Raw genomic sequence first — 15,925 nt, 5'->3', positions numbered from 1 at the left:
AGGCGCTCATGCGTGTTGTCCCGATCCTTGCCCTGATGCTGCTTTCCGCCTGCTCGCGCAGCAGTGAAGTGGCCGACGAATTGCCCAACAGCTCGCTGGCCGGCGCCCCGCGCGAGGCGATGCCCGAAACCCGGATCGAGGCGACCCTGGCCCGGCCGGTGACGATCGGCGAGGATGGCCCCCGGCTCGACGCCTGCGGCGCGATGGGGCAGGCGACCCGTGTCGGGCCGCAGGGATTGAGCGTCCGGTCCGCCCCCTTTGCCGAGGCGAAGGCGCTGGCCCAGCTCGCCGAAGGCGCACGGGTGCATGTCTGCACCCGCAGCATCGACCAGAAATGGCTGGGCGTGGTGATCCCGCCGCCAGTGACCGAAGGCGCGGCACCGACCGATTGCGGCGTGCGCGAACCGGTCGACCGCAAACAGGCCTATGCCGGCCCCTGCACCAGCGGCTGGGTCTCCAGCGCCTATGTCCGGCTGGTGGCCGGCTGATTACAGCCCGCCCAGATAATCCAGCTTGCCCAGCGGCACGCCGGCCTGGCGCAGCAGGGCATAGGCGGTCGTCAGATGGAAATAGAAATTGGGCAGCGAAAAGGTCAGCACATGGCTGCGCCCGGTGGAGGAAAATTCGCCGCGCGAAGTCTTGAGGATGACGGTCGCCTCCTCGCGCCCGTCGATCCGGTCGCGCGGCACCGATTCCAGGAAGGCGATGGTGCGGGCGATGCGATCCTGCAGGTCGGCGAACGTCTCCTCCGTGTCGGGCAGGGGAAAGGGTTCCAGTTCCCCGATGCGGATGACCGCGCCCTTGGCGCTGTCGGTGGCAAGCTGCACCTGCGCGGTCAGCGGGCGCATATCCTCGATCAGGCGGGCGTCGGTCAGCGTGGCGGGATCGATCCCCTGTTCGGCGGCAAAGGCGGCGCCCTTGTCCAGCAGGGTGGAGAGGACGCGCAGGCCACGCAGGAAGGCGGGGACGGTCAGGTCGTAGAGTTCGGTCGCCACGTGAGGAGGATTCCCTTCACTCGATGCCGGTGAAGACCAGCTTCTGCACGCGGCGGCCGGTATTCACCTCGGTCGCATAGATATTGCCGGCGCTGTCGGTATCAATGCTGTGCAGCCAGGTGAATTGCCCCGCCTGTCGCCCGATCCGGCCAAAGGCGCCAAGCACGGCGTGGGTCTTGCGCTCCAGAACCCAGATGCGGCCGTTCATCATGTCGGCGACATAGAGATAGGTCTGTTCCGGATCGGGCGAGAAGGCGATGTCGGTGACCGTGTGGGTGCCGCCGGTTTCCGGCGCGATCGCCAGGTCGCGCACGAAGGTCAGGCCGCCATCCTTTTCGCGCTTGAACAATTGCGCGCGGTTGTTGTTGCGGTCGCAGACATAGAGGTGGCCGTCCTTCGTTGGCACCACGCAATGGACGATGCTGTTGAAGATGGCGGACTTGGGATCGGCGACCCGGCTAGGATCGACGGCATGGCTCTGGTCGAATGTGCCCTGCAGCACCGGTCCGCTCGGCGGCTTGCCATAGGCGCCCCAGCGGCCCTTGTAGCTGTTGGTCCGGTCGTCGAAGCCGATCACCCGGCGGTTCACATAGCCGTCGGATATCAGCACCATGCCGTCGCTGTGATTGACGTCGGACGGGTTGCCGAGTTGGTCGGTCGCATCATTGCCGCCGGTCTTGTCGCGTCGGCCGAAGCTGCGGATATATTTGCCCTCCGGCGTATAGTTCATGACGACATGGTCGCCCTTGCCATTGCCGCCGAACCAGACGCTGCCGGCCTTGTCGACGAAGATGCCGTGCAGGCTGGCAGGCCACTGGTTGACGCCATCGACCGTGGGGGCACTGTCGGTGCCGCCCCATCCGCCCAGATAGCGGCCATCCTGGGCGAAGCGCACCACCGGCGGGGCCGGCTTGCAGCAGACGGCGGTGGCGGGCGATTCGGCGAGGCCCGTGTCGGTCGCGGTCAGGCTGTGCGGGCGATGCACCACCCAGACCGAATCGTCCGGACCGACCGCAACGCCGCTGACCTGGCCCAGCAGCAGGTCATCGGGCATGGCCGGCCAGGCGGCATCCACCTTGAACCGCGGCATCTTGGTGCCGGCGGGTGCGATCTGCTCGAAGGCGAGGGGGGCGAGTGCCTGTTCCGGTGGGGCGGCGGAGGCGGCAACGGCGAAGGGCAGGGTAAGGGCAGCGGCGAGGAAGGCGCGCATCGGCGGGGACTCCTTGATCGTCGGGAATGGCGGAGGCGGGATCATGCCCGACTGCCCGGTCCGGTCAAGGCCGGTCCGGTCAAGGAAGGTGCGACGCATTTTCAACGGGAAAAGGACCGGCCGACGGGTTTCTGTCGGCCGGTCAGGGGGCAACTTATGCCGCGATCGCCGGGCGCTCGGGCGGCGTGATCGTGAAGAAGGGCAGGGCATGGTGGACGATCCAGCCGATCGTCGCGGCATAGACGATGGTGCCGATGCCGACCGTGCCGCCCATCATCCAGCCGGTCGCCAGCACCGCGATCTCGATGCCGGTGCGCACCCATTTGACCGGCCAGCCATTGCGGCGGCACAGGCCCGTCATCAATCCATCGCGCGGACCCGGCCCCAGCCCGGCGCCGATATAGGCGCCACCGGCAATGCCATTGAGCAGGATGCCCGCGCCCAGCCAGGCGGCGCGCATCGCATAGCCGTCCGGCGTCGGCAGATAATGGAGGCTGATGTCCACCGCCGTGCCGATCACCAAAATGTTGCAGACCGTGCCGATCCCCGGCCGCTGCCGCAATGGCCACCAGAGCAGCAGCACGACCGCGCCGACCAGGTTGACCGTCATGCCGAAGCTGAGGCCGAGCTTGGGCGCCAGTCCCTGATGCAGCACATCCCAGGGATCGAGCCCCAGATTGGCGCGCAGCATCAGCGCCATGGCAAAGCCGTAGAGCACAAGGCCCCAGAAGAGCTGGAAGAGGCGGCGGGTCATCATCATGGGCATCAGACCTAGCCAAATTGGCCTTTTACAAAAGGACCAATGGCGCGTAAGTGGCCTTCAAATCTCTCTGATTGGATTGATCGCCATGTCCACTTCCTTCCTTCGGCCTCCCTCGCTGCTGCGGTTGCTGGGCGCCTGGCGCGCGCAGGACAGTGCCGAGCCAGCCTATCGCCAATTGGCGCAGGCGCTGCGGATGCTGGTGCTGGACGGACGGATCGGCCTCAATGTCCGGTTGCCGGGCGAACGGGAACTGGCCGCTGCGCTGGGGCTCAGCCGCACCACCATCGCCGCCGCCTTCGACCGGCTGCGCGACGAGGGCTATCTGGAAAGCCGGCAGGGGTCGGGCAGCGTCACCCGCCTGCCGCCCGGCCGGGTCGAGACCCCGACGCCCGACATCGACGGCGTGACCGGCGACAATCTGCTCAACTGGACCCATGCCGCGCTGCCGGCCGCGCCCGGCGTGGGCCTCGCCTATGCCCATGCGGTCGAGGCGTTGCCGGCCTATCTGGGCGATCTGGGCTATGATCCGCTCGGCCTGCCGGTGCTGCGCCGGGCGATCGCCGCCCATTATGAGCGGCGCGGCTGCCCGACCGATCCCGACCAGATCATGATCACCAATGGCGCGCAGCAGGGTTTCTCGCTGCTGCTGCAATGGCTGGCGGGGCCGGGCGACCGGGCGGTGATCGATCATCCCACCTATCATAATGCGATCCAGGCGTTGCAGCGGGCCAATGTCGTGCCGGTGCCGGTCGGCCTGCCGGTCCATGGCTGGGACATCGATGCGATGGACGCGGCCTTCCGCCAGACCGCGCCGCGCTTCGCCTATATCATCGCCGATTTCCACAATCCCACCGGCCGCAGCATGGACCCGGCGACCCGTCGCGCGCTGGTTTCGGTGGCGATGCGCACCCACACGCCGCTGGTGATCGACGAGACGATGGTGGCGATGGGGCTCGACGGATCGCCGCCGCCGCCGGTCGCCTGCCATGACCCATCCGGCCGCCACGTCATCACCTTGGGATCGGCCAGCAAGATTTTCTGGGGTGGCCTGCGCGTCGGCTGGATCCGCGCCGATCCGCAGACCGTGGCCGCGCTCGGCCGCATACGCACGACGATGGACATGGCCAGCCCCGTGGTCGAGCAGCTCGCCGTCGCCCAGCTGATGGACGCGGACGAAGGGCTGGGCCCGCGCGCGGCGATGCTGCGCGATCGGCGCGACCATCTGCTGGCGCAGCTGGAACAACAGCTGCCGCACTGGCGGGTGGAATCGCCGGCCGGTGGCCTGTCGCTCTGGGCCGAACTGCCCCGCGCGGAGGCGAGCGCGCTCGCCGCATTGGCCGGCAATCATGGCGTGCGCATTGCGGCGGGGCCGCGCTTCGGCGTCAATGGCGCGTTCGAGCGGTTCCTGCGCCTACCCTTCACCCTGCCGCAAGCACAGCTCGACATGGGCGTCGCGCGGCTGGTGGAGGCCGATGCCCGGCTCCATGCCCGCACCCCACGCGGCCGCGATCCGCTGGCCCTCGCCCTGGAGGCCGACCGATTAATCTAGAGCCTGATCGTCTGAGGTGGAAGCGCTTCGCGTTTTCACCGATGGCGTGAATCAGGCTCTAATCTTTAAATCTGACCCATAGAAAAAGGGCCGCGCGGATCATCACCGCGCGGCCCTTTTCTTATGGCCATACCGAGAAGGGCTCAGCCCTTCTTCTTCTCGGCCTGATAGCGTTCGATCGCTTCCAGCGTGATCCGCTTGGCGTCTTCCGCGCCACCCCAGGTGCCGATGCGCACCCACTTGGTCTTTTCCAGATCCTTATAGTGGGTGAAGAAATGCTCGATCTGCTCCATCACGATGGTGGGCAGATCGTCCTTCTCGCCGACATTGTTATAATAGGGGAAGGTCTTGTTGTCCGGCACGCAGACCAGCTTCTCGTCGCCGCCGGCTTCGTCTTCCAGGTTCAGCACGGCGATCGGGCGTGCGCGCACGACCGAGCCGGGCACGAACGGCGAGCGGGCGATGACCAGCGCGTCGAGCGGATCGCCATCGGGCGACAGGGTGTGCGGCACGAAGCCGTAATTCGCCGGATAGCGCATCGGCGTGTGCAGGATGCGATCGACGAACAGCGCGCCCGAGGCCTTGTCGAACTCGTACTTCACGGGTTCGCCGCCAACCGGCACCTCGATGATGACGTTCAGGCTGTTTGGCGGATCTTCGCCGACGGGGATCAGGTCAATATTCATGCATCTTCGCCTTTTATATGCGGTTGCTTGGAAATCTTCAGGTGCGCGGCTGCAGCAGCTTGTCGAGGCTGCCTTCGCCGGTGCCGGTCTTTTCGAGGTGCGGATAGCGCAGGCCATCCGAATAAGCGAGGGTCAGGGTACGATAATATTTGTCCTGCTTTAGGATAAGCTGGATCGGCTTCTTCGCGTCCTTAGCCTCGGTCAGCGCCGTCTTGAATGCGTCGCTCGAATATTCATTGCCGTTCACCGCAATAATCTTCGATCCTACCGCAAGGCCGGCCTTGAATGCTGCGCTGTTCCAGATCACCGCCGCGATATCGCCGTCATTCTTGACCGTCAGACCCACGCCAAAGCTCTGGTCGACCGTCTTCTGCGCACCTTCGGCCGCCTTGGTGATGGCATTGGGCGTATCGGTATAGACCAGCTTGTAGCCGCCAAGGGTAAAGCCGCCCTTGGGCGTTTCCGTGGTGGGGCTGTCGACATATTTGTGGAACAGGCTGGCCCAGTCATAGGGGGCGACGCCGTTCAGCGTGTCGATCACGTCCTGGCGATTATAGACGACCTGGCCCCAGTCGCCCGGCTTGATGCCGAAAAAGGCCTTTGCGAAATCGTCGATGCCCTTGGCGCCCTTGGTCTGCTGGCGCAGGATGCCATCGACCTCCAGCCAGATCATCAGGCCTTCATTATAATAATCCTCCGACCGCTGCCAGTTGGCCCAGCCCTTGGGACGGCGGGCGGAGATGATCGGATCATTGGTCGTGTCCACCATCGGGCGCCATTCGCGGCCGCGCGTGGTGTCCAGTTTCGCTGCGATCTGGGCATAGGCGTCCAGTGTCTCCTGCTTGGAGAACATGCCCGAACGGGCGCCCAGCACATAGCCCCAGAACTGGGTCTGGCCTTCATAGACCCACAGCAGGCTGTCCTGCATCGGCACGTCGAAATTGGGCGTCCACAGCAGGTCGGGGCGGCGGAACTTGCCGTCCCAGCTATGGGTGAATTCATGCGGCAGCAGGTTGCGGTCGAGCAGCGCCTCGCCCGAATCCCACTTCTTGAAATAGCCCGGCTCGACCTGATTCTCGGACGAGCGATGATGCTCCAGGCCAATGCCGCCCATTTCGTCGGTGATCGACAGCAGGAAATCATAATGGTCGAAATGATAGGTGCCGAACGCGGCGCCGGCTTCGGCCACCAGCTTCTTGTGCTTGGCGATCTGGTCGGTGTTGAACACCAGCTCGTCGGCATCGTCGGCAACGATGTTCAGCGTGACGTTATGGCCCAGGTCCACCGCCTTGAAATGGGTGCCGGCAAAGACCGGCGAGTCCTGCAGCGCCTCATAGTCGATCACGTCATAGGCGATGGTGTCGCCGCTGCGCTTGCCGCGCAGCGCGGTCGCCGCCTGCCAGCCGGCGGGATAGGTGACATTGGCCTGCACCGGGATCTGACGGGTATAATAGCCGGCCGGGTAGAGCGAGACATCTTCCCACTGGATATTCTGCATCTTGGGCGTCACGACGACGCGGCCCTGGTTGGTCGCGGTCGCCGACAGGAACTGGAACTGCGCCACGACCTGCTTGGTGCCGGCCGGCACGTCGATCTCGAACGCATAGACGTTGAGCGGATTGCGCTTCCAGCTGATCGGCTTGCCGTCGGCGGTGAAGGTCAGGCCGGTCAGCTTCTCGATCGGGCCGCGCGGGGCATGGTTGCCGGGCAGCCATTCGGGCATCAGCAGGGTCATCGGGCCGCTCGCCGCGACGGGAATGGTTTCCTTCACGCGGAAGATGCGCTGCACCGTGTCGGTGGCGTCGACGTCAAGGCGGATCGTGCCGCCCGGATAGGGGACATCCTTGGGCATCGGCTTGGCGCTGTCGACGGGCAGGGCGGTCGGCTTGGAACGGATGACATCCTGCGCCAGCAACGGGCTGGCAATCGCGGTCGAAAGGCAAAGGGCGGCAGCAAGGCTGCGGATCATGACGGTCTCCAGAAAAGGAACGGGGGCCGGACGGCCCGTCTGTCCCAAGCATGGCGGGGCGAATCGCCCGCGTCCACCCCTTATGCCGCCATAAAAAGCGCGTTTCCTTGGGCCGCGATTATCGTTAAAGGCGCTGCCCCATGGCGAAGATCGAAACGCCGCGCCCGGTGCGCGGAACGCAGGACATGTTGGGCGGCACGGCGGAGGCGTTCCAGGAACGCTTCGCCCATGTCGTCGCCACCTTTGACCGGGTGCGCAAACTCTATGGATTCCAGCGGGTTGAAGTGCCCGTCTTTGAATCGACCGCGGTGTTCGCCCGTTCGCTGGGCGAAAGCACTGACGTCGTGTCGAAGGAAATGTACACGTTCGAGGATCGCGGCGGTGACAGCATCACCCTGCGCCCCGAATTCACCGCCGGCATTTCGCGCGCCTATATTACCGAGGGTTGGCAGCAATATGCGCCGCTGAAGGTCGCGACCCACGGCCCGCTGTTCCGCTATGAGCGCCCGCAAAAGGGCCGCTTCCGCCAGTTTCACCAGCTCGACGCCGAAATCCTGGGCGCGGGCGAGCCGGCAGCCGATGTCGAGCTGCTGGTGCTGGCCGACCAGCTGCTGCGTGAACTGGGCGTGTCGGAAGGCGTGACCCTGAACCTCAACACGCTGGGCGACGCGGAAAGCCGTGAAGCCTGGCGCGCCGCGCTGATCGCCCATTTCGAGGCGCATCGGGGCGAGCTGTCGGAAGAAAGCATCGACCGGCTGGCGAAGAATCCGCTGCGCATTCTCGATTCCAAGGATCCGCGCGACCGCCCGATCGCCGACAGCGCGCCGGACATCGACGCCTATCTGACCGACGAAGCGCGCAGCTTCTTCGACAAGGTGACGAGCGGCCTCGACGCCGCCGGTGTCGCATGGGAGCGTAATTCGCGGCTGGTGCGCGGCCTCGATTATTATCGCCACACCGCGTTCGAGTTCATCACCGATCGCCTCGGCGCACAGGGCACGGTGCTGGGCGGCGGCCGCTATGACGGCCTGATCGAAAATCTGGGCGGTCCGTCGACCCCGGCGGTCGGCTGGGCAGCGGGGATCGAGCGGCTGGCGATGCTGATCGACCAGCCGGCGATCGACAAGCCGCAGATCGTGCTGATCCCGATGGGCGAGGCGGCCGAGGCGAAGGCGACCGGCATCATCGCGGATCTGCGCCGCGCCGGCATCGCCTGCGACATGGGCTATCGCGGCAATATGAAGAAGCGGATGCAGCGCGCCAACGCGTCGGGTGCCGCCTGGGCGATCATCCTGGGCGACGACGAACTGACACGGGGCGAGGCGGCGGTCCGCAATCTGGGCACGGGCGAGCAGCAGGCGGTCGCACTGGATGCGCTGATCGGCACGGTGACGGCGCTCTGATGCACATCTCCGCCGAACGCATCGCGCAGATCGAGGCGCGCCGGGACGAGGTGCAGGCGTCGATGACGCGCGCCGACCTTGCGCCCGATGCGTTCGTGAAACTGTCCAAGGAATATGCCGAGATCGAGCCGGTGGCGCGGGCCGCGCATGAAGTGCGCCGGCTGCGTCAGGAGCTGCGCGCGCTCGAACAGATGGCCGGCGGCGAGGACAGCGACGCCGATCCGCTGATGCGCGAAATGGCGCAGGAGGAAATGCAACTGCTCAAGGGGCAGTTGCCCGATGCAGAGCGCGCGCTGGCGCTACAGTTGCTGCCCAAGGATTCGGCCGATGCCCGCCCGGCGATGCTGGAAATCCGCGCCGGCACCGGCGGGGACGAAGCCGCACTCTTCGCCGGCGACCTCTTCCGCATGTATCAGCGCTATGCCGATACCCAGGGCTGGAAGATGGAGATGATCTCCGCCAACGCCTCGGAACAGGGCGGCTTCAAGGAAGTGGTGGCCAGCATCAATGGCACCGGCGTATTCGCCAAGCTGAAGTTCGAGAGCGGCGTGCATCGCGTCCAGCGCGTGCCGGTCACCGAAAGCGGCGGCCGCATCCACACGTCCGCGGCGACCGTCGCGATTCTGCCCGAGCCGGAGGAGGTCGATGTCCAAATCGCCGATAGCGATCTGAAGATCGACATCTACCGCGCCTCTGGGGCCGGTGGCCAGCACGTCAACACCACCGATTCCGCCGTGCGCATCACCCATTTGCCGACCGGCATCGTCGTGACGCAGCAGGATGAGCGCTCGCAGCACAAGAACAAGGCCAAGGCGATGCAGGTGCTGCGCGCCCGCATCTATGAAGCGGAGCGGGAGCGCACCCAGAGCGAACAGGCCGGCGCGCGCAAGGCGATGGTCGGATCGGGCGACCGGTCGGAGCGCATTCGCACCTATAATTTCCCGCAGGGGCGGGTGACCGACCACCGCATCAACCTGACCCTGCACCGCCTGCCCGAAATCCTGGAAGGGCCGGGCCTTGCCGAAGTGATTGACGCGTTGGTGGCCGAGGATGAGGCCGCGCGCCTCGCCCAGCTGGACGGGGTGGCGTGAGCGTCGCCGATGCGCTGCGCGACGCCACTGTCAGCTTAGCCGCGATCAGCGACACCCCGCGGCTCGACGCCGAACTGCTGATGGCCCATGCGCTGGGCATCGGCCGCAACGACCTGTTGCTGCGCCAGCGCGACCTGTCTGTCCCTGTCACTTTCGCTGTCCATCTGCAGCAGCGGCTGGCCGGCGCACCGATCGCCCATATCCTAGGCAGCCGCGATTTCTGGACGATCAGCCTGACCGTCACCCCCGACGTATTGATCCCGCGCCCGGACAGCGAGACGCTGATCGAGGCGGCGGTCGATCATTTCCGTGACCGGTCGCCCACGACCATATTGGATCTGGGCACCGGATCGGGCGCGCTGCTGCTCGCCGCGCTCGACCAGTGGCCCGATGCGACGGGGCTGGGCATCGACGCCTCGGCCGCCGCGCTGGCGGTGGCGCAGGGCAATGCCGATCGGCTGGGCATGGGGACGCGCGCGCGCTTCCAGCTTGGCGATTGGGCGGCTGGCGTGACCGGACCGTTCGACCTGCTGCTGATCAACCCACCCTATATCGCGACCGACGCGCCGCTCGCCGGCGATGTGCTGCACGACCCGGCCAGCGCCCTGTTCGCCGGCGCCGACGGGCTGGACGATTATCGCCGCATCGTGCCGCAACTGCCCGCACTGATCGCGCCGGGCGGCATGGCCGCGATCGAGATCGGCTATGATCAGGGGGAAAGCGTGTCGGCACTGCTGCTGGCACAGGGGCTGGGCGTCTCGCTGCGCCGCGACCTTGCGGGGCATGATCGCTGCCTCGTCGCCACGCCGGGCGAATAAGAAGGCGGGATTTCACGCCACCACAGCGAAAATTGCTTGGTTTATCGCGTGAATGCCATTACATCGGGATCAGGAAAACCGCTATTCCGGCGACATGGCCTTATCAGGCCATTGATGGATAAGGCATTTTCCTGCTCCTGAAAGTCAAGATGGCGCTGCTGCGCAAGCGCCTCTGGTGGCTGAGGGCGTGGTCCGGTTCGGATCATGTCCGGCGGAGCCACATCCGGCCCCACGGAAGGGGCGGTGCTTGGGGATAGCAGCTGAACAGTGTTTTCAGTGAATATTATCATAGCGAACGCAAGGATCATGTCTTGATCAACAACCGGCAGGCCGGTCGCCGCAATCGCGGCCGGAATAATAACAACAACGGTCGTCCCAATGGCGGTAACCGGGGTGGTGGCGACAACGGCAACCGTATCGACAACCGCGCCCGCGGCAATGCGGCCCAGCTTCTTGAGAAATACAAGAATATGGCGCGCGATGCCCAGATGGCCGGCGACCGTGTGAACGCCGAATATTATCTGCAGTTCGCCGATCATTATTTCCGCGTGCTGGCCGACAATCGTTCGCGCCAGGAGGAGCAGCAGCAGCGCTTCCGCCGGAATGACGAGAATTTCGACGATGAGAGCGAAGAGTTCGAGGGCAATGAGGACGGCGCCGAAGAGGGCCGCACCGAACAGCCCGAGCGCGCCGAGCGCGATTATGACCGTCGCGAACCGCGCGGCGAGCGTCAGGATCGCGGTGACCGCAATGATCGGGGCGACCGGGGCGACCGCAACCGTCGCGATCGCAATCGCCGTGACCGCCCGGTGGCCGAGGAAGGCGCCGAGCAGCAGCCGGTGGCAGCCGAACAGCCCGCAGAACTCGCAGCCGAACCGGCCGCCGAAGCGCCCAAGCCGCGTCGCGGTCGCCCGCGCAAGGCCGATGCCGCGCCGACCGAAGCGAATGAAGGCCTGGATGTCAGCATCCTGCCGCCCTCGATCGCCCGCGCCGATAATGACAGCGACACGGACGTGACGGAGGAAGCCCCCCGCAAGCGCACCCGTCGCGCTCGTCCGGCGACCGAAGCCGCCGAATAAGCGCGGCTTTCGAGCAACCCCAAAAACAAAAAGGGCGGTGCCATCCCGGCGCCGCCCTTTTTATTTGCAAATATAGCCGCTTGGGGCAGAAGATCGTCGCATGAGAGCCTGATCGTTTGAGGCGGAAGCGCTTTGCGCTTTCACCGATGACGTGAATCAGGCTCTCTTCAAGGTCTTGGGAGTGCAGACCTGATGACGACTGTCCGCCTGTTGACCGGTCTGGCGCTGCTGCTGCCGGCCGCCGCCTTTGCCCAGACCGCTGCTGTCGATCCCACCGGCGCCACCGCGCAGGGCGATGTCGCCGTCACCATCTATAATGGCGGTCCGTCGCTGGTGCAGGATGACCGGCAGTTGAGCGTCAATGCCGGCCGCAACCGCATCGAATTTCCCGACGTTTCCGCTCGCATCCGGCCCGAAACGGTCAATCTCTCCGGCCCCGGCTTCTCGATCGTCGAACAGAATTTCGATTTCGACCTGCTCTCGCCCGACAAGCTGATGGACAAGGCGGTGGGGCAGGAAGTGACCCTGGTCCGCACCAACCCCGCGACCGGCGCCGAGACGCGCGAGCGTGCCAAGATATTGGCGGCCAATGGCGGCATCGTCATGCAGATCGGTTCGCGGATCGAGGTGCTGCGCGACGATGGTCTGCCGGTGCGGGTGATCTTCGACCGGGTGCCGCCCAATCTACGCGCCCGCCCGACCCTGTCGGTGACGATCGAGGCCGCGCGCGGCGGCACCGTGCCGGCCCGGTTATCCTATCTGACGCCCAATCTTGGCTGGACGGCCGATTATGTCGCGCTGTTCGACGCGACCAAGGGCGCGATGGACATGCAGGGCTGGGTCACGCTCACCAACAATACCGGCACGAGCTTCACCAATGCGAAGACGATCCTGGTCGCCGGCAATCCGGCCAGTGGCGGCGGGCGGCATAACTGGTGGCAGTCGTCTAGCGGCGCGATCGACCAGGCCGGCACCGAAAGCGGCCCGCGCGAGCGGCTGGGCGACTATTATCTCTATCCGCTGGCCGATCGCACGACCATCGCCAATGCCCAGCAGAAGCAGGTCAGCTTCCTCGATGTGAAGGGCGCGCCGGCGCGGGCCACCTATGAATATCTCAATCCCTGGATGGGCAGTTCGACCGAACCGATGAGCGCATCGAGCGTGCTCAAATTCTCGACCTCGAAACAGGGCGGCCTTGGCGATCAGCTGCCCGCCGGCACGATCCGCGTCTATATGCGCGACGCGCGCGGTGATCCGCAGTTCATCGGTGAGAACAGCATCGACCATACGCCGATGGGATCGTCGATGGCGCTGCGCACCGGCGAGGCATTCGACGTCAAGGTGCGCCCGACCGTCGAGCAGCGCACGAAAAAGGGCGGCCAGCGCTGGGAAACGCGGATGCGCTACACGCTCACCAACGCCCGGCCCGAAGCGGTGACGGTCGACCTGGCCCAGCAGGGGATGTGGGGCGACACCCGCGTCACTGCACAAAGCCTCGAAGGCAAGCGCGTCTCCGCCGACCGGATGGAATGGAGCGTGCCGGTGCCGGCCAATGGCTCGGTCGATCTCAGCGTCACCTTCGATTCGCGCTACTGACCGGGCCGGCGCCGTGCTGCTGCGCGTCCTTGTCCTTCTTATGCTCTGCCTCGGCATCGCGCCAGCGCGGGCGGGGACGGTGGTTTCGGCCAAGGCCGATTCGGTCTCGGTCACCGTCTATCGCCAGCCCGATCGTGTCAGGGGGGCGATCGATCCCAAATGGCCCGGCGGCTATGCGCTGATCAACGAGACTCGCATCATCAACCTGCCGAAGGGCGACTCGGTGGTGCGGTTCGAGGGCGTGGCAGAGGGGCTGATGCCCGAAACCGCGATCCTCTCCGGCATGCCGCAGGGCGTGCGGGAGAAGAATCGCGATGCCCGGCTGCTCTCGCCGGCCGGTCTGGTCGACGCCTATCTCAAGCGCAGCGTCACCCTGCACCGCACCGATCGCAAGACCGGAAAGGTCAGTGAACAGGATGCGATCATCAGCGCCGGGCCGATGGGCGGCGTCATCGTCCAGACGGCGCAGGGCTATGAGGCACTGGGGTGCAGCGGCCTGCCCGAACGCATGCTCTATCCGCGCGTGCCGACCGACCTGTCGCCACGGCCGACGCTATCGGTGATCGCCACCAGCGCCCGGCCGACCCGCGTGACGCTGCAACTCACCTATCTGGCCGAGGGATTCGACTGGGCCGCCAATTATGTCGCCGACATGCAGGATGACGGCCGCCATCTCGATCTCATGGCCTGGCTGACCGTGGCCAATGGCGGCGTCACCGGCTTTGCCGACGCCCGGCTCAGCGTCATCGCCGGCCAGCCCAACAAGCAGGGGCGCAAGACGCAACCGCGCCCGACCGGCGGCCCACTGTCGCTGCGCTGCTGGCCGATGGACATCACCAGTACCCATCCGCAGTGGGAACTGTTCCCGATCGACATGCCGCAGGCCGAGGCGATGATGGATTCGGCGCAGGAGATCGTGCTGACCGCGCGTCGCGTTCCCGCGCCGATGGTGGCCGCGCCGCCACCCCCTCCGCCGCCGCCACCCCCGCCGCCACCGGAGGATGTCGGCGATCTCAAACTTTATCGCGTCCCGGTGACCGTCGACGTTGCAGCCAAGGGGCAGAAGCAGGTTGCGCTGCTGCGCAAGCCCGATGTGCTGGTCGAACGCCTCTATGCCGCGACGATTGATTATGGCGACGGCAATGGCCGCTCACGCCCGATGACGCTCCGCCTGCGGCTCCAGAATCGCAAGGCCGACGGGCTGGGACTCGCCATGCCTTCGGGCCGGGTCGCCCTGTTCGAAGCCGCCGATGGCCAGCGCCTGCTCGCGGGCGAAACCGACATTGGCGACAAGGCGGAAGGCGAGCGGGTCGACTATGACATCGCCCAAAGCGCCGATGTGCGCATCATGGCGGTCATCGGCAGCCAGTCGGCCAAGGCGCGGCGCTGGACGCTGACCCTCACCAATGCGCGGCCGTTTGATGCGACGGCGGAAATCCTCATTCCCCACGACATCGCGCCGCGTCCGACGCAGATGGAGCGCCGCGGCAATAGCTGGGTCTGGCGCGCCATCATCCCCGCCAACGGGCAGGTCAGCTATAGCTACGACCAGAAGCTGCGCTGAGCTTCAGTCGCCGGGAATGGGGCGGGGCCGGTGGGTCTCATCCAGTGCGACGAAGGTGAAGACGCCGCTGGTCAGCGCCACCGTTTCCGCGCCGCCACCGCGAGTCGCCACCACGTCGATACGGATCGCGACCGATGTGCGGCCGCGCTTCTCTTCCTGGGCATAGACCGACACCAGGTCGCCCATCAGGATTGGCGAGATGAACTTCATGCTCTCGATCGCGACCGTCGCCACCGCGCCCTGGGCGATTCGGCCCGCGACGATGCCGCCGGCAATATCCATCTGGCTCAGCACCCAGCCGCCGAAGATATGGCCATTGCTGTTGATGTCGGCCGGGTGCGGCACGACCCGCAATATCACTTCGCGATGGGGATCAATCGTCAAGCGGCACCTCGTCCTTCAGCCGGTCCATTACCTGGTCGTCATGCCCCGTCCCGGCGGAGAGGAAGACGAGCGCCATCAAGCCCGTTCCCAGCATGAAGGTCAACCAGACGCCCAATATGGTGGCGATGATCATGTGAACCGGCATCGGCCCGGTCCATAGCCGCAGGAACAGCAGGGCCGCGCCGACGCATAATGCGCCGATCAGCGCCATCCAGAGCATGATCCGGCGGAATCGCGACCAGGCGATTGCCGCGATCCGGGGATCGTCCAGGCCCTTTTTCTCTGTCATTCTCTTGCTCTCCTCCCTTTTCTTTGCGCCGCGAAAGTGGGATCATCAAGCGCAGAGACAGTAAGTCCACAAAAGGAGAGCGGCCATGACCATCGCGGCAATCTTGCAGGGCAAGGGGCGCGACGTCGTCCAGGTCCAGTCGACCGACAGCGTGTTGTCGGTGGTGACCTTGCTGGCGGATCGGCGGATCGGCTGCGTGCCGGTGGTCGATGGCGGTCAGGTGGTCGGCATCTTTTCCGAACGCGATGTCGTCTATCGTCTGGCCCAGCAAGGGGCAGAGGCCCTGAACCACACGGTCGCCGATGTGATGACCCGGCCCGCGATCACCATCGACGACCAGATGCCGGTGATCCACGCTTTGTCGCTGATGACCAAGCGGCGCATCCGCCATCTACCGGTGGTGAAGGGCAACGACCTGATCGGCTTGGTCTCGATCGGCGATCTGGTGAAGTTCCGCATCGACAATATCGAATCGGAAGCTGCCGCGCTGCGCGACTATATCCAGACCGCCTGACGAACCGCTTTGATG

The 15,925-nt window shown here is 65.7% G+C and carries 16 protein-coding genes; 9 read left to right on the top strand and 7 right to left on the bottom strand.

Annotated features, from left to right (window positions below):
• Positions 1–8 precede the first annotated feature (8 nt).
• A complete protein-coding gene (locus DIZ22_RS16720; RefSeq protein ID WP_048938048.1) occupies positions 9–488 on the top strand; it encodes a hypothetical protein in 480 nt (159 codons plus the stop codon).
• Here the strand turns inward: DIZ22_RS16720 and DIZ22_RS16715 are convergent, their stop codons facing one another.
• From DIZ22_RS16715 to DIZ22_RS16705, 3 genes are all read right to left on the bottom strand, one after another.
• Positions 489–995, bottom strand: coding sequence for a DUF1993 domain-containing protein (locus tag DIZ22_RS16715; protein WP_048938049.1), 507 nt, complete (start codon positions 993–995; stop codon positions 489–491).
• 16 nt (positions 996–1,011) lie between these two features.
• Positions 1,012–2,205, bottom strand: coding sequence for a hypothetical protein (locus DIZ22_RS16710; RefSeq protein WP_122928845.1), 1,194 nt, complete (start codon positions 2,203–2,205; stop codon positions 1,012–1,014).
• Between the two features lie 154 nt (positions 2,206–2,359).
• Positions 2,360–2,965 carry a membrane protein gene (locus DIZ22_RS16705; protein WP_048938064.1) on the bottom strand — a complete coding sequence of 202 codons (606 nt, stop codon included), beginning with the start codon at positions 2,963–2,965 and terminating at the stop codon, positions 2,360–2,362.
• Between the two features lie 88 nt (positions 2,966–3,053).
• On the opposite strand from DIZ22_RS16705, the gene DIZ22_RS16700 reads away from it, so the two are divergent.
• The gene (locus DIZ22_RS16700; protein ID WP_048938065.1) at positions 3,054–4,517 is read left to right on the top strand and encodes a PLP-dependent aminotransferase family protein; all 1,464 of its coding nucleotides are present in this window, start codon (positions 3,054–3,056) and stop codon (positions 4,515–4,517) included.
• Positions 4,518–4,660: 143 nt separating this feature from the next.
• Here DIZ22_RS16700 and ppa read toward each other — a convergent pair whose 3' ends face one another.
• Together ppa and DIZ22_RS16690 are read right to left on the bottom strand one after the other, a co-directional pair.
• Entirely contained in the window at positions 4,661–5,203 is a 543-nt protein-coding gene (gene ppa, locus DIZ22_RS16695; protein WP_004209136.1) for an inorganic diphosphatase, read from the bottom strand.
• Positions 5,204–5,240: 37 nt separating this feature from the next.
• The gene (locus tag DIZ22_RS16690) at positions 5,241–7,172 is read right to left on the bottom strand and encodes a M61 family metallopeptidase (protein WP_048938050.1); all 1,932 of its coding nucleotides are present in this window, start codon (positions 7,170–7,172) and stop codon (positions 5,241–5,243) included.
• A 140-nt stretch (positions 7,173–7,312) separates the two neighbouring features.
• Between DIZ22_RS16690 and hisS the strand changes: the two genes are divergently transcribed.
• The 6 genes from hisS (at position 7,313) to DIZ22_RS16660 (ending at position 14,723) form a co-directional block, all read left to right on the top strand.
• Positions 7,313–8,575, top strand: coding sequence for a histidine--tRNA ligase (gene hisS / locus DIZ22_RS16685; protein ID WP_007703898.1), 1,263 nt, complete (start codon positions 7,313–7,315; stop codon positions 8,573–8,575).
• On the top strand, positions 8,572–9,666 hold the full coding sequence (gene prfA, locus DIZ22_RS16680) for a peptide chain release factor 1 (RefSeq protein WP_169863384.1): 1,095 nt from the start codon (positions 8,572–8,574) through the stop codon (positions 9,664–9,666). The genes hisS and prfA overlap by 4 nt, the downstream gene beginning before the upstream one ends.
• Positions 9,663–10,484: a peptide chain release factor N(5)-glutamine methyltransferase gene (prmC, locus tag DIZ22_RS16675; RefSeq protein ID WP_048938051.1), complete on the top strand. Its 822-nt coding sequence runs from the start codon at positions 9,663–9,665 to the stop codon at positions 10,482–10,484. The genes prfA and prmC overlap by 4 nt, the downstream gene beginning before the upstream one ends.
• Before the next feature lie 311 nt (positions 10,485–10,795).
• Positions 10,796–11,563 carry a DUF4167 domain-containing protein gene (locus tag DIZ22_RS16670; protein WP_010335730.1) on the top strand — a complete coding sequence of 256 codons (768 nt, stop codon included), beginning with the start codon at positions 10,796–10,798 and terminating at the stop codon, positions 11,561–11,563.
• Between the two features lie 192 nt (positions 11,564–11,755).
• Positions 11,756–13,159 (top strand): DUF4139 domain-containing protein, encoded by a 1,404-nt coding sequence (locus DIZ22_RS16665; RefSeq protein ID WP_048938052.1) that lies wholly within the window; start codon positions 11,756–11,758, stop codon positions 13,157–13,159.
• A 13-nt stretch (positions 13,160–13,172) separates the two neighbouring features.
• Entirely contained in the window at positions 13,173–14,723 is a 1,551-nt protein-coding gene (locus DIZ22_RS16660) for a hypothetical protein (protein WP_080993605.1), read from the top strand.
• Positions 14,724–14,726: 3 nt separating this feature from the next.
• Here DIZ22_RS16660 and DIZ22_RS16655 read toward each other — a convergent pair whose 3' ends face one another.
• Together DIZ22_RS16655 and DIZ22_RS16650 are read right to left on the bottom strand one after the other, a co-directional pair.
• Positions 14,727–15,107 carry an acyl-CoA thioesterase gene (locus tag DIZ22_RS16655; protein ID WP_048938053.1) on the bottom strand — a complete coding sequence of 127 codons (381 nt, stop codon included), beginning with the start codon at positions 15,105–15,107 and terminating at the stop codon, positions 14,727–14,729.
• Complete coding sequence (locus DIZ22_RS16650; protein ID WP_004209126.1) at positions 15,097–15,396, bottom strand: hypothetical protein; 300 nt, start codon at positions 15,394–15,396, stop codon at positions 15,097–15,099. The genes DIZ22_RS16655 and DIZ22_RS16650 overlap by 11 nt, the downstream gene beginning before the upstream one ends.
• 85 nt (positions 15,397–15,481) lie before the next feature.
• Between DIZ22_RS16650 and DIZ22_RS16645 the strand changes: the two genes are divergently transcribed.
• Positions 15,482–15,910: a CBS domain-containing protein gene (locus DIZ22_RS16645; RefSeq protein ID WP_048938054.1), complete on the top strand. Its 429-nt coding sequence runs from the start codon at positions 15,482–15,484 to the stop codon at positions 15,908–15,910.
• Positions 15,911–15,925: the final 15 nt, after the last annotated feature.

Origin of the sequence: Sphingobium sp. LF-16 (genome assembly GCF_003711185.1) — a bacterium.
Lineage (GTDB): Bacteria > Pseudomonadota > Alphaproteobacteria > Sphingomonadales > Sphingomonadaceae > Sphingobium > Sphingobium yanoikuyae_A.
The sequence above is the reverse complement of the archived record's forward strand: the minus strand, read 5'-3'. Positions and strand labels throughout refer to the sequence as shown.